We start from the raw sequence: 21,485 nt of genomic DNA, 5'->3' as shown, positions 1-21,485 counted from the left end.
TCTACGTTATTGTTTAGTGACAGCTTTTAGTTTGGTTCAAATTATATTGAGGTGATTTCATGACGGCAACTCCATTAAGAATAGGAATCCTTAACTTAATGCATGACAAAGTAGATACTCAACTGCGGTTCACAAAAGTACTTTCTGAGGGGCCCTACAATGTAGATGTACAATACTTTTATCCCAAAATGCATTATATGTCTCGCCCTGTCCCTAACCTTGTTCAAGAGATTTCCCAGCCTTTAGATTTAAAACAAGTTGCCACAATGGATGCTTTTATTATCACCGGTGCACCAATCGAACAACTTACATTTAAAGAAATTACGTATCTTGATGAGATTCATCAACTAATTGACGTATTAGTTGCGAATAACATTCCGCAACTTTACGTGTGCTGGGGAGCGATGGCAGCTGCTAACTACCTTTATGGTATCCCCAAATTTCAATTACCTGAAAAAATTTTCGGCGTCTTCCACAATTATTTGCGCTCGCAAGACCCCCTGTTAAAAGGATTACCCGATGGCTTTCTTGCTCCCCATGCTCGTTATGCCGAACTTGATATTGACAAGATTATAAAAGATCCACGATTAGTTATTAATGCTGTGACCAAAAATAATCTCTTATTCTCTTTCCGTGCTCGAGAAAAGAACCAATACTTCCTTTTCTCCCATCTTGAATACGGAAAGGACGCCCTTTTAAAAGAATACTTACGAGAACGGAATGCTAATCCCGGCGTTGAGTACATCAAGCCACAAAACTACTTTCGCGATCCGCTTCATATGAAAGATCCCGAATTTAACTGGGCAATTACCCAACGAGTTTTCTTTGATAATTGGCTTCATTCAGTTGCGGACCACATAGCCACACAACATTTTGTAAAGGAGTAATCAATATGACAGAAATCACAAATTCAATCGTAAATTTAATCGGTAACACTCCGATTGTTAAGTTAAATCGCGTTGTTCCTGAAGATGCAGCAGACGTTTATGTAAAACTTGAATTCTTTAATCCTGGTGGGTCAATTAAGGATCGAATTGCCCTTGCCATGATTGAAGAAGCGGAAAAAGCTGGTAAATTACAAGCAGGTGGCACCATTGTCGAACCAACCTCTGGAAACACTGGTGTTGGGTTAGCAATGGTTGCCGCTGCCAAGGGATACCATCTTGTCATCACCATGCCAGAAACAATGAGTGTTGAACGCCGGAAACTCATGCAAGGTTATGGGGCCGAACTTATTCTTACTCCTGGTGCCGATGGAATGAAGGGTGCAATTGCAAAAGCAGAAGAACTAGTTAAGGAAAAAGGTTACTTCATGCCAATGCAATTTGATAATCCAGCAAATCCAGCAATTCACGAAAGAACTACGGGAAAAGAAATCCTAGAAGCATTTGGTGATGATATTCCTGACGCATTTGTTGCTGGTGTTGGTACTGGAGGAACACTTACTGGGGTCGGTCATGCATTGAAAAAAGCTGATCCTAATGTTCAAGTTTATGCTCTTGAACCAGTAGAATCTCCAGTATTAAAAGAAGGAAAGGGTGGCAAGCACAAGATTCAAGGTATCAGTGCTGGCTTTGTCCCCAAAGTTCTAGATACTAATGTTTACGATGAAATCCTTGAAGTTAAGAGCGATGACGCAATTACAATGGCACGCGAAGTCGGTCATCAAGAAGGAATTCTTGTCGGTATCTCGGCTGGCGCTAATATCAAAGGTGCGATTGAAGTTGCCAAAAAGCTTGGTAAGGGTAAGCAAGTTATTACTGTTGCTCCCGATGGCGGTGACCGTTACCTTTCAACAGAATTATTTGATTACTAAAAATTAAAAAGAGACTGGAATAATCCAACCTCTTTACTATTTTACTATTTCAAAGTATAACCTGCCAAAACGCAGTAGCTGGCTGTATTCTGAACGTTGATAAATCAACGCGTCCAGAATACCCCAATAGGCTAGTTTCGCGTCGTAGCCATCCTTGCGGGGGTGGGACTAAAAACTCGCAAGTGAGTTTAGTCCTACTCCTCTTCCTTTTTTCTATTGACCACGACCTTACGTCATTAGCTACACTTAATAGTATGAAAGGAGTGGTCAATATGTATACGACTGGTCAATTAGCAAAAAAATGTAATATTTCAATCAGAACAATCCAATACTATGATCGCCGTGGGTTACTTCATGCTAAACGGACTGAAAACGGATTGCGCCATTATAATGATCATGACCTTAAACAACTTCAAGAAATTCTAATTTACAAACAACTAGGATTCAGCTTAAAAGATATTCAACAGATTATTAATGACCCTGACAATAATACCCTAAAAAGCCTAATTGTTAACCAACAAAGAAAACTCAAGCAGGAAATTAAAGACGCTTCAGAACAATTAGCTAGTCTATCTCAACTAGAAAATTTTTTAAATAAACAGTATGATTTCCCAGAAAATATCAGTCAAAGCATTTTTGACAAGATCAAAAAAGTAAAGAAGTTAAAACAGTTCCGAATCAAATTATTACTTATTGGCAGCATTATCGACTTCATTCTTTGGGGTAGCATTCTTGGCTTTCTTTTTTATCAAAAAAATTTGCTATGGTTATTATTAGGAATTCTTTGTACAGTTGTTTTAACCTGGTATATTACCATAAATTATTATCATCATACTTGCTATATTTGTCCTCATTGTTATCATCAGTTTAGGGTGTCGCTTAAAAAGTGGCTCTTTGCACGTCATACTCCTAATACAAGATACCTTAAATGTAATAAGTGCTCTCACAAAAATTATTGTATTGAAGAGTATTATTAACAAAAAATGACTAAGGCTGCACAATTGCTGAGCCTTAGTCATTTTTATAATATTGGTGAAAGCAACCGTGAGAAGTATTGCTTGAATTTCCGCCACTTTGATTGATTAGCAAAATACTCAGGAGTAAGTAACGTACTCTTTTTCATGTCATTTTCAAAGTCTTGCTTTAACTGTGCTGTTAATTTTTCATTATAAGCAAATGCATTGACTTCAAAATTAAGTCTAAAGCTGCGGTAATCCATATTTGCTGAACCAACAGAAGCAATATTGCTCCCACTAACCATCGTCTTTGAATGGATAAAGCCATTATTGTACTTGTAAACTTTTACCCCATTATTAACTAGGTATTTAGCATAATATTCCGTTGCCCGATAAACAAACGGGTGATCAGGCATACATGGGATCATAATTCGGACGTCAATCCCACTTCTTGCGGCAATTACTAATGCTTCCAGTACTGAATCTTCTGGAATAAGGTATGGCGATTGAATATAGACATATTTTCGGGCCGAACTAATAATTGATTCATATCCCCGTCTAATTGAATAATTTTCATTATCCGGACCAGAAGATACAATTTGCATTGGAACCTCATCTGGGTCGCCATCTGGTGCAACTAGTTCAAAATTCTTAAACTCGCTTTCAAGATCAATTTTCTTTTTATGAGTTTTTCGACAAGTTGTATTCCAGTCCATCGCAAAACGAACTGTCATCATCATCGTTGCTTGCCCCACGACACGGAGATGGGTATCACGCCAATAACCAAACTTAGGATCTTCACCAAGATATTGATCACCGATATTGAAGCCACCAATGTACCCAATCTTGCCATCAATAATAGCTAGTTTACGGTGAAGATGATAGTTTAAACGTGGTGTTTGAAAATGAGCTTTGGCAGCTGCAATAAATGCTTGAGCTTCTCCGCCCAGCTCTTCTAAATGCTTAAAAAATTTGAAAGTAGTTCCATGAGACCCACTTAAATCATAGAGAACACGGACTTTTACTCCCCTAGCTGCCGCATCTTCTAAGGCTGCCAACACTCGCTTCCCTAGATTATCAGCATAAAAGGAATAGTATTCAATATATACATGATCAGTTGCATGATTTATATCATCAATTAACTTATCAAACTTCTTTTTCCCATCAATAAATACGTGAACTTTATTATTAAAGGTTACTACTGAATCATTCAAACTCAGAAAAAGGTTAACCAACTGGCGATCGCGCGACAACCGGCTCCCTTTGGGCATTAATTCATGTTCTTCACTTAGTTTTCGTTGCTTTTCAAGATATTTGATTCGTAATTGTTTTTGCTCATCTTGAATACTAAATATCTCATCATGGGATAATTGTCGTCCCACAAAGAGATATAGGATAAATCCAACTACTGGCAAAATAGTTAATACTAATAACCATGCCCAAGTTGAAGCAATATCCCGACGACTGCGGAAAACTGTCCATACTGCAAAAGCAATGTTAATTAACCATAGGACTTCAATAATTCGGCGAACCACATCCCATGTCCAAACAATATCCATAATTTAATAATCTCCCTAGTAGTATTACTGATTTATTATAGCCATTATTTGCTTACTTTTCAGCATGTTCAGCGATTATTTCCGATAAAAACGACGAAGAGCAAAAGATAAGCCGATCGCTAAAATACCATAAATGGCCCCTACATAACCAAGAATCGTTAAATTAGCAAAGTTAACAGTAGTCGAAGCCGTAAAAGATCCAAGTGAAATCCCGACATTAGCGAAAATCGAAATTAACGATGTTGCTAAAGCTAATGACTGCGGATATTCTTTTTCTGCTACACTAATAAATACCAATTGGATAGTTGTCCCATATATAATTACAACGACGCAAAGGGCTGCTAGAACAAGCATTCCTGTAATCTTATTTCCTAATGCAATCCCAAGAACAAGACTTAAGATTGTCATGATAATAAAGACAAGCGGCAGTTTCTGAACTCCATTGTGGCTCGCAACTATCCCAGCAATTTCATTACCAATAATACTCATTACCCCTAAAAGAAGCAGTAACCAATTTAAACTCGTTAAATTAAAGCCCATCACAGTAGTAATTAACGGCCGGACATAAGTATAGAAAGTATACTGAAGACTTAAGACAGCTACTGTGATTCCAATCCCTAATAAAACACGGTGGTCTTTTAATAATGCTAACTGCTCTAAAATACTTCCTTTAACTTGAGGGGTATCACGAGGAGTAAGCCACGCTAATAAAGCAAAGACAATTAATGTTAACCCCGAAATAATCCAAAAACTATCATGCCAAGAAAGTAATGTTGCAATGGTTGTACCAAGAGGAACCCCAATGACCGACGCAATACTAAAACCTGCGCCGACCCATGCTAGAACCATTGGCCGCTTGTCCATTGGCGTAATTATACTAACTAACAAGTTAATTAGTGAAATAATGGTTCCAGCGACGGCAGCAGTAATAATTCGTGCAAACAGGAGCCAGCCAATTGTTGGTGCCATTGCAGTTAGAGTATTACCAATAAAAAAGATAGTCATTAATAGCATAAGAAGCTTATATCGATTCCAATTGCTAGTTAAGGTGGTAATGATTGGCGTGCTAATCGCATAGACTCCTGCAAAGGCTGTCACCAAAAAACCAACTGTTGAAAGTGGGACATGGTAACTCCGAGCAATGTCTGATAAGACACCCACAACCATAAATTCATTACATCCCAGCATAAATGCAACAAGAATAAAAGTGAACGATCGTAATGTTGTGTGCTTCATAATAAACCTCCTTTTAAAACAAAAAAATTTTCCGGAAAAGTCAATCCAGAAAATTATAAACGTTTAACAATTAATTTCCAATAGTTTTGAACTATTTAGCTTAATAAATTTGTGATTGATATGCGGCAAAAGTTTTATCATCAAAGCAAACCATCGTTACTTGATCAACATAATTGGCAGTCGGAAGAAAATTTTTAATCGTCTTAATCGCAATTTTCGCTGCCCTTTCAAGCGGGAAAGCATATACCCCGGTACTGATAGAAGGAAAAGCAATTGTCCGACATAAATATCTATCAGCCAACAGCAAACTATTGTGATAAGAATTAGCTAACAATTGATCTTCGCCATTATCACCACCATGCCAAATTGGTCCAGGCGTGTGAATAATAAACTTAGCTGGTAAGTTAAAACCGCCAGTTATTCTTGCCTCTCCTGTTGGACATCCATGAAATTTTTCACAGGCCCCATATAAAGCTGGACCAGCCGCTCGATGAATCGCACCATCGACACCACCGCCACCCATTAAAGTTGTATTAGCAGCATTAACAATTGCATCAACTTTTATTTTGGTAATATCTCCTTTGATTACGTTAATTACTGACAATAAAATCAACCCTTTCGTTTTTTAAACTGTGGATATAGCCAAATTAACGCTACAAATGCAATACTTTTAATTGCAGTCACAAAGCCAATCCCAAAATCACGTCCGTTATTATAGCTATCAGAAATATTGAAACGGTAATCACTTATTTTCATTAATAAGACAGTGATAATAATGAGCGTTATTATCACCCCAACTTTCTCTTGTCCTTTAAACTTCTTCCAATCACATTTTGATATCAAATAGTAAACATTTAATAATGCTATTCCAAACATAACACCTAAAACAACTCGCCAGATTGAACTAAGAGAAGTAGTTTTTACTAAGCCAATTGTCTGAAGTAAGAAATAAATACATGAAAGAAAATTAATAATATATGAAATAGTAAAAGTATTATCTTTCTTAGCATTCATTGTATGCTCTTCTTTATAGTTATTTATCATCTCATGATCCTCCCGTAATAAATCATCCAAACTAACATGGTAGAGATCACTTATTTGAACCAACATAAAAATATCAGGATAGCTTCGACCATTTTCCCAACTAGAAATTGTTTTACGTGAGATCAACAATCGTTCTGCTACATCCTGCTGAGTCCATCCTTTTTGACGACGATATAATTTCATTTTATCGGCAAATTTCAATAAGTTCTCCTACCTTCAATTAAATTTATTTCCCAGGAAATTAACTATGCTTAAACTTTACCGAAGAAGGCGAAGTTTGTCACGCTAAGAATCATAGCAAACAAAAAGGCTGGAGAAAATTCCAACCTTCTGCGAATATTAATTTACCAAATATGAACCCGATCTTCTGGTGCCCGGTACATTTTATCTCCAGGCTTAATATCAAATGCCGTATAGAAATCATCGAGATTTTCTGCTTGAATATTAGCCCGCAGTTTTTGTGGGGCATGAACATCAATTGAAAGCAGTAATTGCATGTACTGTTCCGTTGCCTTCATTCGCCAAATAGTTGCCCAGTTAATAAAGAATTCTTGGACATTGAAGTCAGCTTCAGTTTTCGCTGCTTCAAGTGCGCAACTGAGGCCTCCTGCATCGGCAATATTTTCAGAAACCGTAAGCTTCCCATTTACCTTTTGACCAGCAAATGGAATCCCATCAAATTCATCAATCATCTTTTGGGCAAGTTGTTTAAAGTGGGCAGAATCTTCATCTGTCCACCAATTATTAAGATTTCCAAACTCATCAAATAATGACCCGTTGTTATCAAAGGCGTGGGAAATTTCATGGGCAATTACTGCACCAATTCCACCATAATTTTGACTGCTGCTTTGCTTCAACGAGTAGAAAGGTGCTTGTAGGATGGCAGCTGGAAATACAATAATATTCTTAAATGGATGGTAATAAGCATTAACTGTAGCCGCACTCATTTCCCACCGTATCCGATCAACAGGTTTATTCCAACGACTGAATAACTCTTTATTAGCTGTCACTGTTAATTGATTCAAGTTTGCAATCAATGATTCTTCTTCATCAACCTTAAATTGATCATAGAGAGCAGGGATCTTGTCTGGGTACCCGACTTGAATTCCTAGTTTATCAAGCTTAAGAATAGCCTTATCACGGGTATCCTTGCTAAGCCATTGATTATTAGTCAAGCGGCCCTTATAAACTTTAATCATTTGCTCAACCATATGGTGAACATCTGCCTTAGCTTGCGGGCCAAAATACTTCTTTCCATAATAATCCCCAGCTACTTGACTAAACATGTCACGTGCAAGATAGAACGCAAATTTACGTTGGCTAACTGGTTTCTTGCTTCCAGAAAGTGCTCGACCATAACGTCCATTGATTTCACGCATTTCATCATCAAGGTAACTAGCATTTTCGCGAATAACACGAATTAATGCCCAGTTTTTAAAGAGCTCAAAGTTATCTTGTAAGATCTTGTTCAAGGCCTTAAAGTAGTCCGGTTCTGTCACAATTACTTTTGCCGGTTCTTCCCCAACTAACTGCTTAATTATTGCTGCAATATCAAGTTGGTCAGTCGCACTAGCTAGTTCGGCAACCGTTTGTGGATTATACATCTTACTGTAATCAGCCGCTTCTTCAGCACTCTTTACATTTGGCGCAAGAAGGGCATCGAATTTGATTGCATCATCAATAATTTTTCTTGTTTCTTCTTTGCTATAACCCAACTTATCCATCAAGGCTTCAACCATTGAAGACCATAGTTGGAGTAATTGATCGTGCTGTGCCTGCTTTTCAGCTTCATAGTAGCTCTTATCAGGCAAAATAAGGGATGGAGATGAGGCAAATAAGGCATAAACAGTTGCATTCTTCATGTCAGCGTCAATATCAAAACTAATCGGTGAAGGCATTCCCGCTAAAATCCAGTTTTTCCACTGAGATTGGTAATCTTCATACGAATTAAGATTCTCCACACTTGCCAACATTCGTTTAAGCGGTTGTGGGCCAACTTTCTTACGCCAATCAAACTTTTTAGCAAGGCGATATAGCTTAATCATCTCATTAAAACGAGAATCATCAGACTTTTCCTTGCCCTCTGCATAGGCATCAAAATCATCCATCAGTTGCTTGTCAATCTCATCAACGAGGTCATTGAACCCCCCGGTAGCTGGTTTATCATCAGGAATCTTCGCCGTCTTTAGCCATTCCCCGTTAACTGCTTCGTATAAGTCGTCTTTAATTAGTTCGTTATTCACTGCCATGTGCAGGACCTCCTTAAAAGGTTACATTAATTACTATTATACTATGCTTACTAGAAGTTCATGTAAATTTGCTTCAATCTAAAAAAGGACTTAATAAAGTTTTCCGTGCACTTTCTGAAAACCAGGAGTCGTGTTGCATCAGTAATTGATTTACTCCTTGGTAATTACTTAAGTCAACCTTACCCTTGATTAAGCCAGCAATTTGGAGTTGCCGAGCAAATTGAACATCTGCCGACTGGAGAACGTTTCGAAAAATCGGCTGTTCATCAGGATCCCACCGTTTATTAAGAAGACCGATTGCTCGCTCATATTCCTTGCTATGGGTAAGTACTTTTTGCATGGCCTGTGGATTTAAAATTGTCGTCATCAATTATCCCCTCATTTCTAATACTCTTCCCGGTGGCTCTTTAACTGATAATTGATTAGCCTTTGTCATCATTAGCCAATAAACATTTTGATAATGATAATTATTGATTCTTTCCTCTCCCCACCCATCAGTAATAATAATAATTATGCGATTACGTTTAGTTAGGTGGTGCTGATGGAGATAATTAAAAATACACTGAAAACTTGTACCCCCGCCACCAGTTCGTCTAAAATCAAGTTTTTTACCATCATGTAGTTTTTGTTTGGCAGTCACCTGGGCATCAAACGAGTAAACGCTAGCTGTCAGTTTCGTTTTCTTAAGCATCTTTTCAAGCGTCGTTAGTGTTTGACTGATTTCTTGGTCGGTAACTGATCCAGAATTATCAACAAAAATGTCAACAGCCGGATCCAATCTCGTAACTTTGCCAGGCAAATCCATTCTTAGTGGCTGTCGACGATTAAAGCGAGCATGTGACTCAACTTGTCCTCGTGCAAGTAATCCAAACTGCCGCCTAAGAATCTGCCGCCAATCAACTATTCTGGTTTGGCAAGCTTTTTGCAGCTGTGATTTTATGTTGCCCGGTAATAACCCACGATCTCGTTGCGGGGTTTGCTTCCAGGAACTAGTCAAAAGCCGCTTAATATTCGCTAATCGCACGACCTGATTGCTGACCTGCCGACTTGCCTTAGCTTCCTGCCAGCCGTTATGAGTATCGGCTGTTTTAACCTTATCTGCCGTTGCATTTTCTTTTTGCTTACCACCATTTAATTTTAGGCCCGGTTGATGTAATTTTTCTTGTTGTTCAGCGGGTAGCTGTTCTAATATATTGAGATAATCCTGTGAATCTAATTTTGGCATTAGCCTTTGACGAAGAATTTTCTCCAATTGGCTAAGGGTTACTGTTCCCTGGGGCGCCGCAGTTAAATACTGGTTTACCGCTACATCGGTCGCAATCTGAACTAAATCTGGATGAGGATAAGAAGCATAACGTAATGGATGCATCCAGATAAGGTGAAGGGCTTCATGTTCTAATAAACTTTGCAGCTCATCATTACGAACATGTGCTAATTTTTCTGGATTGATAACCAGGACAAGACGATTGTCATCCCATCTCAATCCCATCATTGCGGGTAACTGTAAATCATTTTCTCGTGGAAGCTGTAACAACACCTCTCCGAAAAGTCGCTGTTTTTGAAGGATGCTAATAATTGTATCCCTAATCCGTTGCGCAGACGTTACATGGCTATTCCTTCCATCATTTTGGCGTAGTCGTGCTAGAAAGTCACCTAAACTCATTGATTATCACCACGCGTCGCAACCTCCGCAAAATATTGATAAAGTTGTGCTACTGAGCCTTGAGGATGTTTGATGGCTTGCTCATACATTGCTTGCAAGAGGTCGATGAAATCTTCACCAACTGTTTGAACAATCGCATACTGACCATCCTCACTAACTAATTGAAGATACTTAATAAATAAAGCTGCCTCTTCTTCAGATGCCAACTTAGGACTGAGCCATGACCGTAATACTTGAATTTTGGTTGCTTCATCAGCATTTTCAAACTGCTTCTTGCCATCTTTAGCGTCTTTCAAAATCGCTACGGTAAGCTCTTGCCCCTGTGCAAGGACAAACTGAGCAAAAGCCACCCCTACTTCGTCACCTAGGTCACCGCTAAATATATCAGCGGCGAGTTCTTTTTGTATTTTCTGATCTAACGCCTGTAATTGATCAAGATTGCGGGAAACTCTTTCCCAAGCACGCGGCGTGGGGGCCAAATCTTCATTATTTGGATCAATAACTAATAATTGTTCAGGGTATTGTGTAAGATAGGCGGAAACAAGGTCATTAATTCCAGCGGTCTTGGCCCATTTTAACCATTCAGCCGTCGAACTCGTCATTACTAAACGAACTGTTCGGTCTTTAATCGCAGCATCCCCAGTCGCAACACCATATTCACGATCAGTAAAGCCTGTCATCGTAGAATCAGGATTCTCCGCAATAATGATCCGCACTGTGGAAGGTAACCGCAAAGAATTAATCTTTCGTTGAAGGACCAGATTCATTAATTCACTTTGAACAGCTTGTGTTCCGCGATTAAATTCATCTAAAAACCAAATAATTGACTGATTAGGATGGACCTCGGCATACTTAATAATGCTAATTAAAGTTTCAGAGTAGCCGAATTGTACATTTGCAAGGCGGCCATAATTTTTCGTCTCAACAAAGGATTCACTAGTCAATGGAGGAACTGGAATTGCAAGGTCTCCTTTTTCACTTAAACTGACAACCGTAGTGAATAATTCCGCATTCAGATTAGCAGCAATTTCACGAACTAAAGCAGATTTACCGATCCCCGCATCCCCGACAATATTCGGAACATTACCCGCATCGAGAACAACAGGAACTGCCGTTAATAGTTGTTGATAAGTTAGTGCCATTATTTACCCCTTCCAGCCATGACATTCCAGATCCATGTCTTGTTTTTTCACATTTGATACATAGGGATTGCCTTTTACATAAAAGCGGCGTGGACTTAGCCCGTCCTTTCCCTTTAAATTAACTCCAATCCGCGCAGAAATAGCGATTTCTCCAGGAATTTTATAATTATGTAAATCAACCGTTAGTGGACTTGTTTCCATTGGCTGCCCGTCTAAATCCCGTGAATGAATTCCAAGCGCCTGCACCAATTTGCCAGGACCATTAGTAATATTTACCCCTGACATGTGCCGATTTTCGATCATTTTATCGATATTTAGTGCTGGTTCTATTCCGCGGAGCAAAATTCCTTGAGGCTCTTCTGCATCCTGAACCACAATATCAAAACAATAATGTCCACGGATTTGGTACAGGTAAATATTTCCAGGCATCCCATATAAAGATTCCGAATAGCCAGTGCGTCGGCCATTAAAGGCATGTGATGCAGAATCTTTTTCCCCTAAATATGCTTCTGTTTCAACAATATAACCACCAATGATCCCATTTTCAGTTTGGTATTTTACTAGCTTTCCTAAAAGATCCTTCGCAATTTCGACTGTAGGCCGTCCAGTAAAAAATTGTTGATATTTTGTTAGCATATTTATTTTCCTCCTAAAAAGAACTATCCTAAACATAACACTAATTAAAGGAGAGGGCATAATGGAACTAAAAATTGAACGAATCTATACTAAACCTGTAGATTTAGATGGTTATCGTATCCTCGTTGACCGCATTTGGCCACGTGGGATTTCAAAAGAAAATGCACATCTTGATAAGTGGCTCAAAGAAGTTGGACCCAGTACCGAGCTTCGGAAATGGTTTAGTCATGACATCGCTCGCTATCCAGAATTTAAAGAGCGTTATCTAGCAGAATTAAGCACCAATCCTGTTTACTATAATTCATTAAAGGCAATTGTCCAAAGTCAGTTGCCAAGTCAGAACGTCATTCTCCTTTACGGGGCAAAAGATGAAAAACACAATCAAGCAGTTATTCTTGCTGACAAACTCCGAAACGATTTACGACTCACTATAAAATAATAGAAATCAATAATTTTGTATTTTTTAGGAATAATTTGTTTTATAATAATATATGAGGATTTTATTCATAATTCTCTAGTACCCATCGTTTCACTAACTTAGTTATAAGGTATCAATATTCCCAAAGTCCTTATAAGTTTTTTTGGTGACTTATTCTAAATCGTGCAATTAGAATTACGGGTATTTATAACCCCCTAGTTTCATTTTGAAACAATTATCTGATAAGGTGGAAGTCTATTGTTGAAGTGGTAGGTAGACTTCTGCTTTATATTTTAAATTAATTATTTATCAGCCCAACTACGACCATCGAGCTCACCGGCGGCATTAATTAGACGTTGTGCTTGTTTAAGCATTAACTGATCTAATGCCCGGTAAAAAGCCTGATCTTCATATGTTGGGCTATTTTTCATTAATCTTGTTAATTCTTCGTGTGCCCATCGTTGATTCTCATCCATTTTAGTCATCCTCTTTTTCCCGTAGCCAGCCGATAGAAGTGTGCAAATCATCTAGCTCTTCTTGTTGGTCTTGTAAAAGTGATAATAATTGTTCTAATTTAGCTTGTTGAAGAGGATCTACCTCTCGAGCGATTTTGGTGTTAAGGCGATCAATAAACCATTGTGTCTGATCACTAAAATGCAAGAAATTATCTAAGGTCAAGTATTGTTGATATTGAATAAATAATAACTGGCGCTCTTCTTCACTCTGTTGGGCGAATTGATAGATCGGCAATGGTGGTAAATACTTCATCCCCATTGCGTGTGCTAAAGCCTGATATGGTCGTAAAATTTCAGCAATTGTATACTCTTGACTGGCGCCTGGTTGAAAAGCAGAGGCGGGATGAGCAACTGTTGTGACAATCCCCAATTCGCGGCCCTTTAGCAAATAACTACTTGTAAGTTGTGAATTCCATACCTCATCAAGCCATTGCTTTAAGATCGCTGGCGCACTATACCAATACAGCGGAAATTGAAAAATAATTCGAGTTGCCGATTTAAGCAACTCCTGCTCTTGAGAAATATTAAAAGAAGCTTTTAATTCATGCCACATAACGTTATTTTCATCATCAGCGGCTGCCTTTAAAAACGATTCAGTCGATGAATTTGCAAGTTGAGGGTGCGCCACTATCACCAGTGTTTTCATCAATTTCACTCCTTTAATTCTGCAAGACCTTGTTTCAGTACATCTTCTGTAACATCGACAGTTAAAAATCGTTGTAGAGGCGTTTCACTATGACGATCCTTAAAAGCCATTGGTTCTGCTTTTAAAATTACAACGGTCAAGTTATTTTCCGTCATCATTAATTGGCCTGGATGCTTAAATTTCCCCTTAGTATGTTTCCCGGTCCGCCAAGTATGTAATTTAGCTTCACCATTTTGGTCGAACTTTAACTGATACTTGCCACTAGCATCTGTTTCGACGGGAATCCCAGTAAACTTTTGAACATCATACTTATCTTTTTTACCCATAATATATCCTTCTTAATAATTAATCTAATTTTACGGTTCCGCTTTTAATTGGTCGGCATAGGTATTAACTTCATCCTGTTGGTCTTCACTTGTGTAGTAATTATTTATCAAATTCGTAACAGTGGTATGGGTAGTAGTCATTGATACTCCTGCCACGCTTTGATTTTCAGTCGGTTCAATCATTTTAATTGTGACATCATTTCCTTTACGTTTAAACCAAATATAACTAGTCGAATCACCCTTTGTTGTTACATATTGATAATCCGCAACTTCACCATAACCATAATGTGTCCCGTAATACATTTCACCATTTTGAACCCTATTCTTAAACCAATCAGAGTTCTTTAACAATGCAACTAATGTTCCTAGTTGCTGGGTAGTTAATCCATCCTTAGCCGTAAGTGTAACTTTACCACGCATATCAACAATTTGGGTCTTTTTTGCTACTTTCAAAACACGATTAACTTCCCCATGCGTTTTGGCATACGTCACCATTTCAGCGAGTGTTACGCCTATTTTGCGAATACCATTACTACTGTTCGCATAGTAAACCTTATTTCCGACAATTGTATAATAGGTTGAATTTAAGTGATCGCCATCTTCATCGCTTTCGAAAGTTAACTTAATAGTATATAAAACTTTGGCACCCTTAGGATAAGTCTTAGCAGAAGGTCCCTCTCCCCAAGGCACTGCTTCCTTATCATAAATCTTAACCGTTGCTCCCTGATCATTATTTTCCATATCAGCAGAATAATCGTAATCATTTGCACCTGGCATATGGGCATCACGATAATACAATACAAGAGCAGCAGTTTGTTCAGGTGTTAATCGTTCAGCATTTAGTCCTGTATCGTCCCTTGTTTGTTGTGTACTCGATAAAGAACTAGTCATACTACTAGCTGATCTATTAATACTTGAGGATGTTCTCCCACAAGCTACCCCGACCAGCATTGTCAATGAAAGCATCAAAATTAGTGCTATTTTTCTCATAAAGATCCTCCCCACAGATCTTATATTTAAAGCTTTATTATACCTTAATCTTTAGGAGTTACCTAAAAAGCCTCCATAATTAATTTGGAGACTTCCTCATTTTATTCGGCAAAATAATCCTTAATTTCTTTGTCTGACAAGTCAAACTTTTCTTTCATCTCTTTCTTGATTGTTGTTTCATCAATATTCAGCGCTCTCATTGCCACAATCGATGTTTTAATTATCATCTGCTGATTTTCGTGCAATTTTTGTTCTTTTTTCTGAATTAGCTGTTCTTTTTCTTTGAGTCGATCCTGGCCTTCTTTAATTTCACGTTTACTTTTCTGAAGCTCACGTTTCCCTTCTAATATCTCCCGTTTGCCATCCTGTATCCTACGTTCACCCTCACGAATCTTTTTCTCGCGCATTTCTTGATCCATTTCATATACTGAACGTCGCATGTATTCCGACCTCCATTTCCGATTCCGCTTTACAACTGCTATTCTCTCCTTTAATTTTACGACAAGCGGATCAGTCGCCTCAACTTTTCGCTGAGCAATCACATCTAAAAGCGCTTGCATCTTGGGATCAACATCGTGACGCATGGAAGGGACGTTAAATAAGATATCGGTTTGTCCATCTTCTATAATTTGTTCGGGAATTTCATCGATATGCTTGTGTAATATATAGCGTTGCTGGCCAAGCTGGAATGGGTCAAAATTGCAGAAGAAAATCACATAGGAATCATCAGCTTGTTCATATGGCTGCCCTTTATCGTAGGCTTCCATTGAGCTAGCCGTTTGATAATAACGAATTCGTTTAGCGATATTGTGGTGGTCAGCTACTTGCATCTCAATATCATAATGGTTACCTTGTTCGTCGGTCGTATAGATGTCAAAACGCACTGCCTTAACATCAGGAGCGACAGCAAACTCTTGCTGGTTATTAGGTAACTTAATCTTTTTAATATGCAAGTCGGGTAAGATCCGCCGTAAAACTTCTAAACAAATATCATAGTCAAGCATCACTTTATTGAAGATATAATCATCGGCTAAGCCCGCCATCTCCCACTTTTTGCGCAAGAATTCATTCATCTTTATAATCCCCCTGTTAAATAGTTCTATAAAGATATATACGTAAAAGACAAGAATCTGCACTTTTTTACTCAATATTTCTTCAATGTGCCATAATTACATATTAATAGCGCTTTATCTTTTGGCTATCGATAAGATCCGACTATAATAGATAGTGAAAAGTAAATCTTCTTTATTAGGTATTATCTATGGTATGTGTAGATAGGATGTTGAAAGGAAGTAATACTATGTTCGACGTTATCTTTTGGATTCTTGCAATCTGGTTTGTAGTAAACGTTGTATGGATGTGGTTTGCCCTTAACAATCAAATTCTACAAAAGACATTCGCATGGATTAATGTATGTGCTATCGTAATTGGTTTTTGGGTATACTACGGCATGACACACGACGGCAACGCACTTAATGGCTGGTTCCTTACAATGAACTGGGTAAACATTGCAATTGCTGCTATCCAATTCTACTTTGGTTATCGTGAAAACAGCGTTACCCACAACGGTCACACAACCGCATGATTGGTTTACTTTTCAATTACAGAGCTATGGCTTAGGGTCATGGTTCTTTTTTAGTTTAAAAATCGAGTATATATTTTCTGGTATGGATGGAGATTCCATGCCAGATTTTTTTATACAAAAAGAGGACATTTGCTGTCCCCTCGTTATACAATCAATTCACCACAAAAATCATGAAAGAAGGTTTAAACAAATACCCCATAATGATTTTATCTTAAATACTCTTGGAATTAAAAATAAAATTATTTCTGTCGAAGAAGCTGAACAGTATGACTATCTAAACATTCATCAAGCGTTACGTCCTCGACAGTACCAATCTTTTGGAGTTCATCAACGAAAAACGTCGCGGTAATTTTACGACAAACTCTCTTAACAGTTAGGTTTCCATAGTTCAAATAATCGATTGTCTTTTCTCCCCCCCACTTACATGAAACTCCTTAACAGCCGCAAATCGTAGTCACCCTACTTCTTCCCAAACAAAGCTGCCATCTTTGCGGCTACTTCGGGATCAAGATTATCGGCAAGCGTACTTTCATTTGATTTTTGTTCATTTTGCTGATTAGTGATCGTCTGCTTAAGATCATCAATGACTGCTTGTTCACCAACTTCGATCAGATTAACCGTCAACCGGCCACCTGCAGCATCAGCATGGCCACCACCGTTAAAGTATTTTTCGGCAAATTTAGCCACATCTAACTTTCCGTTGCTTCGAAGTGACACGCTTACCGGACTGACTACCAAGGCCGCCTCGACTTCTGGATGTTGCACTAATAATTCGTGAGCAATTTCAGACTTATAGTCACTTGCATATACGACCCCAAATTTATGATCATCGATATCTGTAATCAAAACATCTTTCAAATGGCTCTTAAGGTACTTTGCCCGCCGTTCGTTTAGGGTCCGAATCAACAGCCGATTTTCTTCCTGATATTGTTGCCAACTGGTATTAAAAACATTTTGAACAAACTCTTCCGAATCTTGGAGAGGATAAAACCAAAAGAGCTGGTCAAAATTATCAGCATCAACTCGTTCCTGTTCATCCATTTCAGGATCATTTTGCCAATCCCACGTATCGTAAGCACGAATTAGTTCAACTAGATAAGCAAGGTCTTTTTGCCGTTGCTCATCAACCTTTGCAAAAGATGGCTGTTGTTTTAGCCAATCCCATACCAAACTTGTGGCACTTGGATTAACCGCTGGATTAGCAGGTACGATACTATTGGCCACATACTTTTGGCGTAGTTCAGCTTCACTTTCATGATGATCAAAGACAAGCCAATGATTAGCGAACCGTTCATTCAATAACTTAAATGAATAATCGCTATCCGGCGTCATATCCATAATATAAACATCTGTAAAGCGCCCTACTTCCGCTGTTTGCATCCATCGACTTAATTCTTCATCGATTCGTCCAGCGCCACAGTTTGTCATATCAAATTCTGTGTCTTCAAACATTACTGATTGGAGTGCTTTTAATAATAATGGAGCCCCGAATCCATCTAAATCATTGTGGGAAAATAACTTTATTAACCGTTGTGCCATTTTTCGATCCTCGCAATTCTGATTTTGTTTCTTATTATACCGTAGAAAATCGGCTAAACCACACTTAATTACTGACATCACGCTAACGAACTGCTATCATTGAAATTAGTAACTTATTTTAAGAAAGGAAAATAATATGGAAGTTTATGATTATCGTCAAGAATTGATTGACCTCTTAAATAACACCGCTGATGATCCACAAAGCTTACTGCAAACACAGCGGAGTCTTACCACCATTCTCAATATTTTAAATCATTATCAAGACAGCAAACCCGTTAAACAAAATGCACCACGGTTTGTTCAGCGCAAAATTCAATCGTCAAACGAGTTGCCTCCGCAAGCACGGAAAACACTAAAGTCGCTGCTTACTGGACCTGCTAATGATGAAGAAAAGTTAACATCAGTAGTAAACCCCGTTGTATCTTCTTCAATTGAAGCACCAAAAGAAATTACTGAGGAAGAACGATTAGCAGCTGACAATCGCTACTTAGTACACCGAAAATTAAGTGGTGCCGAGATTAACCACCGTTATTATCCGGAAGCAATTCTTCATGCATTACCATTTCCTGTTGAAGATGGGGATATTGCCCAGTTAGACTATGAACAAAAGGTCCGTGCCCTTCCAGTTATTCGCCGGATCACTGGTGACCACCTTAGCGATTACACCCCTGAAAAAGTCAATGTGATTGAATACGGTGAATTAAAACGCGTGCCCGGTTCTGATGTACTTCAACTTAGTAAAACAATTAAGGGTAATTCAATCGTTGACGAAGCACCAGAAAATACCATCGTAATTGATCCCTTTAAGTACCCTGGTCGTGATATTAAACCGGGGATGGTTATTGATTTTGCCTACTATGACCGCGGAAACGGCCTAGCTGATGCCAAAGATGGCTCAATTCGCTGGATTCATGAAAAACAAGATTATGATACAACCAAGCAACCAGCTAAACCAAAAGTTGTTAAAAAACCTACTAATCCTCGTCATGATTATGAGAAAAAACTGGACTATGACCTTCATCAACGAAAAGTGCTTGTTATTACTGGAATTCGTAGCAAGGTGAAGGGCCTTAAACCAGTCGTTGATAAGCACCACGGTTTGTTCCGCGGATTAGATGCATCTGCAGAAGAAAAAGTTTCTAGCAGCAAACTAAAACGTGAAATTCGAGATGCGGACTTTGTGATTGTCTGCATCGATGCAATTCACCATCGAATTAGTCAACTCGCCAACCATCACGCTAAACGTTATGAGAAGCCACTCGCTATTGCAAATGTTACCTCTAATACTGCTGTTGAGCGAGCTATTGCACGGGCATTAAATGGTGATCCCGCATATGCTGAAAGTAGCGAAGATTTGAAAAATTATAAATAAATTTTAATTTACTGTTGACTTTGATGAGAAATCGGTTAATATTAATGACAACAATTTAATTATTCGATCGCAATGAGAAAGAAGAGTATGTTAGACGATAGCTTCAGCGAGTCTCGTTTGGTGTGAGGAGACAGTTTTAACTCTAATTGAAAATCACTTTCGAGTCTACAGCTTAAATACCAGTAAGCTGTAGTGGTTACACCCATTATCGTGTCAGCGTATCGCCATGATGGCCGTACGTGTGAGGTATTGCTAGCAATAGCAGTACAATGATAGGGTGGTACCACGCTCAGCGTCCCTTAGCCAAATTGGCTAAGGGACTTTTTTGTTGGGATCAGATTAGGAGGAGAAAACATGCAAGATTTAACATCGCGCAAGTTAACATTCAAAAACTATTTAGTTGTTGCATCATTGCTTTTCGGTTTATTCTTTGGGGCCGGAAACTTGATTTTCCCGTTACACCTTGGTCAATTGGCTGGTAGTCATTGGGGACCAGCTGCAGTTGGCTTTCTGATTACTGGAGTTCTTTTACCACTTCTATCAGTTCTCGCCGTTGCTGTTACGCGTGCAGAAGGAGTCTTTGATATCGGTCGTCCGCTTGGCGTTGGTTTTGCCTTAGTATTCATGGTTCTTATCCACGCTACGATCGGTCCATTATTCGGTACTCCACGAACTGCCACTGTCTCATTCACAGTTGGTCTTGCCCCATTCGTCGATAAACAATATCAATCTCTTGCCTTGCTATTATTCTCAGCATTATTCTTCGGGGCGGCCTTCCTCTTCTCATACCGGGAAAATGATATCCTAGCTAACATCGGAAAAGTATTAAATCCCGTCTTCTTAGCCCTTTTATTCCTTGTCTTTGTCGTTGGTTTCGCTCGTCCGCTTGGTAATCCTGCTACCGCACCGACAACTAGTGCTTATGTTCACGGTGCGCTCACTAACGGGTTCCTTGAAGGATATAACACGATGGATGCGCTGGCTGGTCTTGCCTTTGGAGTAACGGTAGTAACTGCCGTTCGTTCGATGGGTCAACGGTCAGCAAAAGATGTATCCAAAGTCGTTGCAAAAGCTGGTGTCCTCTCGATGGGTGCCGTTGCTTTTATCTATTTATTATTGATCCTTCTTGGCGCAATGTCTCTTGGTCGTTTCAAAGTTTCTCCAGATGGTGGAGTTGCCTTTAACCAATTAGTTAATGCTTATGCCGGTGCATTCGGCCAAGTTGTATTAGCATTCTTATTAACTGTCACTTGTTTAACGACGGCTGTTGGTTTAGTTGCTGCTTTTGCTCAAGACTTCCATAAGCACTTTCCAAAGGTTAGCTACCATGCATGGCTTGCACTTAGTTGTCTTGCCTCTTTCCTTACTGCTAATTTTGGCTTAGATCAAATCATCGCTTGGTCAACACCAATGTTAATGTTCCTTTACCCATTATCAATGGTGCTTATCCTTTTATCTGTGACATCACCACTCTTTAACCGTGATGGCGTTGTCTACTTCTTTGTGGTCCTCTTTACCGTTGTACCAGCTCTCGGTGATATGGTCGTTGCTTTCCCAGCAGTTGTTAGTCAAAGTTCATTTGGGTTGTCTGTTGCTGCATTACGAAACAACTTACCACTTGCAAGTATGGGATTATCCTGGCTTGTTCCAGCACTTGTCGGCTTAGTCCTTGGTCTCTTAGTTCACTGGTACCGTCATCAACGGGTTGCTTCCACCAGTATGCAAAGCGAAGTACATTAATAAGTGTTTTATAGGTTAAAAAAGCGTGAGAAATAGCTCATTACAAGAGTCGT

General features: G+C 38.9%; 23 protein-coding genes and 1 other annotated feature. Of the genes, 7 read left to right on the top strand and 16 right to left on the bottom strand.

Annotated features, from left to right (window positions below):
- Positions 1-59: 59 nt before the first annotated feature.
- The 3 genes from H5S10_RS02275 (at position 60) to H5S10_RS02265 (ending at position 2,793) form a co-directional block, all read left to right on the top strand.
- Positions 60-887 carry a homoserine O-acetyltransferase/O-succinyltransferase family protein gene (locus tag H5S10_RS02275; RefSeq protein WP_182588589.1) on the top strand — a complete coding sequence of 276 codons (828 nt, stop codon included), beginning with the start codon at positions 60-62 and terminating at the stop codon, positions 885-887.
- Between the two features lie 5 nt (positions 888-892).
- Positions 893-1,816 carry a cysteine synthase A gene (cysK, locus tag H5S10_RS02270; protein ID WP_182588588.1) on the top strand — a complete coding sequence of 308 codons (924 nt, stop codon included), beginning with the start codon at positions 893-895 and terminating at the stop codon, positions 1,814-1,816.
- A 272-nt stretch (positions 1,817-2,088) separates the two neighbouring features.
- Positions 2,089-2,793, top strand: a complete 705-nt coding sequence (locus tag H5S10_RS02265) for a MerR family transcriptional regulator (protein ID WP_231795579.1) — start codon at positions 2,089-2,091, stop codon at positions 2,791-2,793.
- 44 nt (positions 2,794-2,837) lie between these two features.
- On the opposite strand, the gene cls is transcribed toward H5S10_RS02265, so the two are convergent.
- From cls to H5S10_RS02220, 9 genes are all read right to left on the bottom strand, one after another.
- Positions 2,838-4,331 (bottom strand): cardiolipin synthase, encoded by a 1,494-nt coding sequence (cls, locus tag H5S10_RS02260; RefSeq protein WP_182588587.1) that lies wholly within the window; start codon positions 4,329-4,331, stop codon positions 2,838-2,840.
- A 75-nt stretch (positions 4,332-4,406) separates the two neighbouring features.
- Positions 4,407-5,567, bottom strand: coding sequence for an MFS transporter (locus H5S10_RS02255; protein WP_182588586.1), 1,161 nt, complete (start codon positions 5,565-5,567; stop codon positions 4,407-4,409).
- A gap of 100 nt (positions 5,568-5,667) precedes the next feature.
- Positions 5,668-6,171 (bottom strand): O-acetyl-ADP-ribose deacetylase, encoded by a 504-nt coding sequence (locus H5S10_RS02250; RefSeq protein WP_182588585.1) that lies wholly within the window; start codon positions 6,169-6,171, stop codon positions 5,668-5,670.
- Positions 6,172-6,176: 5 nt separating this feature from the next.
- A complete protein-coding gene (locus H5S10_RS02245; protein ID WP_182588584.1) occupies positions 6,177-6,812 on the bottom strand; it encodes a helix-turn-helix domain-containing protein in 636 nt (211 codons plus the stop codon).
- Positions 6,813-6,955: 143 nt separating this feature from the next.
- Complete coding sequence (locus tag H5S10_RS02240; protein ID WP_182588583.1) at positions 6,956-8,860, bottom strand: M13 family metallopeptidase; 1,905 nt, start codon at positions 8,858-8,860, stop codon at positions 6,956-6,958.
- A 73-nt stretch (positions 8,861-8,933) separates the two neighbouring features.
- Positions 8,934-9,227, bottom strand: a complete 294-nt coding sequence (locus H5S10_RS02235; RefSeq protein WP_182587177.1) for a hypothetical protein — start codon at positions 9,225-9,227, stop codon at positions 8,934-8,936.
- A gap of 3 nt (positions 9,228-9,230) precedes the next feature.
- Positions 9,231-10,523: a vWA domain-containing protein gene (locus tag H5S10_RS02230; protein ID WP_182588582.1), complete on the bottom strand. Its 1,293-nt coding sequence runs from the start codon at positions 10,521-10,523 to the stop codon at positions 9,231-9,233.
- Positions 10,520-11,665 carry an ATP-binding protein gene (locus H5S10_RS02225; protein ID WP_182588581.1) on the bottom strand — a complete coding sequence of 382 codons (1,146 nt, stop codon included), beginning with the start codon at positions 11,663-11,665 and terminating at the stop codon, positions 10,520-10,522. Before H5S10_RS02225 ends, H5S10_RS02230 begins: the two co-directional genes overlap by 4 nt.
- A gap of 3 nt (positions 11,666-11,668) precedes the next feature.
- Complete coding sequence (locus H5S10_RS02220; protein ID WP_029507864.1) at positions 11,669-12,301, bottom strand: DNA-3-methyladenine glycosylase; 633 nt, start codon at positions 12,299-12,301, stop codon at positions 11,669-11,671.
- A gap of 61 nt (positions 12,302-12,362) precedes the next feature.
- Here H5S10_RS02220 and H5S10_RS02215 point away from each other — a divergent pair, with 61 nt between their 5' ends.
- The gene (locus tag H5S10_RS02215; RefSeq protein ID WP_182587181.1) at positions 12,363-12,740 is read left to right on the top strand and encodes a DUF488 domain-containing protein; all 378 of its coding nucleotides are present in this window, start codon (positions 12,363-12,365) and stop codon (positions 12,738-12,740) included.
- A gap of 281 nt (positions 12,741-13,021) precedes the next feature.
- Here the strand turns inward: H5S10_RS02215 and H5S10_RS02210 are convergent, their stop codons facing one another.
- From H5S10_RS02210 to H5S10_RS02190, 5 genes are all read right to left on the bottom strand, one after another.
- Entirely contained in the window at positions 13,022-13,195 is a 174-nt protein-coding gene (locus H5S10_RS02210; protein WP_003665006.1) for a hypothetical protein, read from the bottom strand.
- A gap of 1 nt (position 13,196) precedes the next feature.
- A complete protein-coding gene (locus H5S10_RS02205; protein WP_182588580.1) occupies positions 13,197-13,880 on the bottom strand; it encodes an NAD(P)H-dependent oxidoreductase in 684 nt (227 codons plus the stop codon).
- A gap of 5 nt (positions 13,881-13,885) precedes the next feature.
- A complete protein-coding gene (locus H5S10_RS02200) occupies positions 13,886-14,206 on the bottom strand; it encodes a DUF7671 family protein (RefSeq protein ID WP_182587184.1) in 321 nt (106 codons plus the stop codon).
- A gap of 30 nt (positions 14,207-14,236) precedes the next feature.
- Positions 14,237-15,196, bottom strand: a complete 960-nt coding sequence (locus H5S10_RS02195) for an Lreu_0056 family protein (protein WP_182588579.1) — start codon at positions 15,194-15,196, stop codon at positions 14,237-14,239.
- 101 nt (positions 15,197-15,297) lie between these two features.
- On the bottom strand, positions 15,298-16,269 hold the full coding sequence (locus tag H5S10_RS02190) for an Rpn family recombination-promoting nuclease/putative transposase (RefSeq protein ID WP_182588578.1): 972 nt from the start codon (positions 16,267-16,269) through the stop codon (positions 15,298-15,300).
- Between the two features lie 227 nt (positions 16,270-16,496).
- On the opposite strand from H5S10_RS02190, the gene H5S10_RS02185 reads away from it, so the two are divergent.
- Positions 16,497-16,781, top strand: coding sequence for a hypothetical protein (locus tag H5S10_RS02185; protein WP_134906779.1), 285 nt, complete (start codon positions 16,497-16,499; stop codon positions 16,779-16,781).
- A gap of 239 nt (positions 16,782-17,020) precedes the next feature.
- On the opposite strand, the gene H5S10_RS02180 is transcribed toward H5S10_RS02185, so the two are convergent.
- The gene (locus tag H5S10_RS02180; protein WP_182587187.1) at positions 17,021-17,173 is read right to left on the bottom strand and encodes a hypothetical protein; all 153 of its coding nucleotides are present in this window, start codon (positions 17,171-17,173) and stop codon (positions 17,021-17,023) included.
- 67 nt (positions 17,174-17,240) lie between these two features.
- The gene (locus H5S10_RS02175) at positions 17,241-18,320 is read right to left on the bottom strand and encodes a DHHA1 domain-containing protein (RefSeq protein WP_182588577.1); all 1,080 of its coding nucleotides are present in this window, start codon (positions 18,318-18,320) and stop codon (positions 17,241-17,243) included.
- Between the two features lie 136 nt (positions 18,321-18,456).
- Between H5S10_RS02175 and H5S10_RS02170 the strand changes: the two genes are divergently transcribed.
- Both H5S10_RS02170 and brnQ read left to right on the top strand, forming a co-directional pair.
- Entirely contained in the window at positions 18,457-19,692 is a 1,236-nt protein-coding gene (locus H5S10_RS02170; RefSeq protein WP_182588576.1) for a DUF2325 domain-containing protein, read from the top strand.
- Between the two features lie 63 nt (positions 19,693-19,755).
- Positions 19,756-19,995 (top strand) — a binding site (T-box leader).
- 51 nt (positions 19,996-20,046) lie between these two features.
- Entirely contained in the window at positions 20,047-21,432 is a 1,386-nt protein-coding gene (brnQ, locus tag H5S10_RS02165) for a branched-chain amino acid transport system II carrier protein (protein WP_066035860.1), read from the top strand.
- Positions 21,433-21,485: the final 53 nt, after the last annotated feature.

The sequence above is a fragment of the Limosilactobacillus balticus genome, assembly GCF_014145615.1.
In the GTDB taxonomy this organism is placed as follows: Bacteria; Bacillota; Bacilli; order Lactobacillales; family Lactobacillaceae; genus Limosilactobacillus; species Limosilactobacillus balticus.
This window is presented reverse-complemented; position numbering and strand designations above follow the sequence as displayed.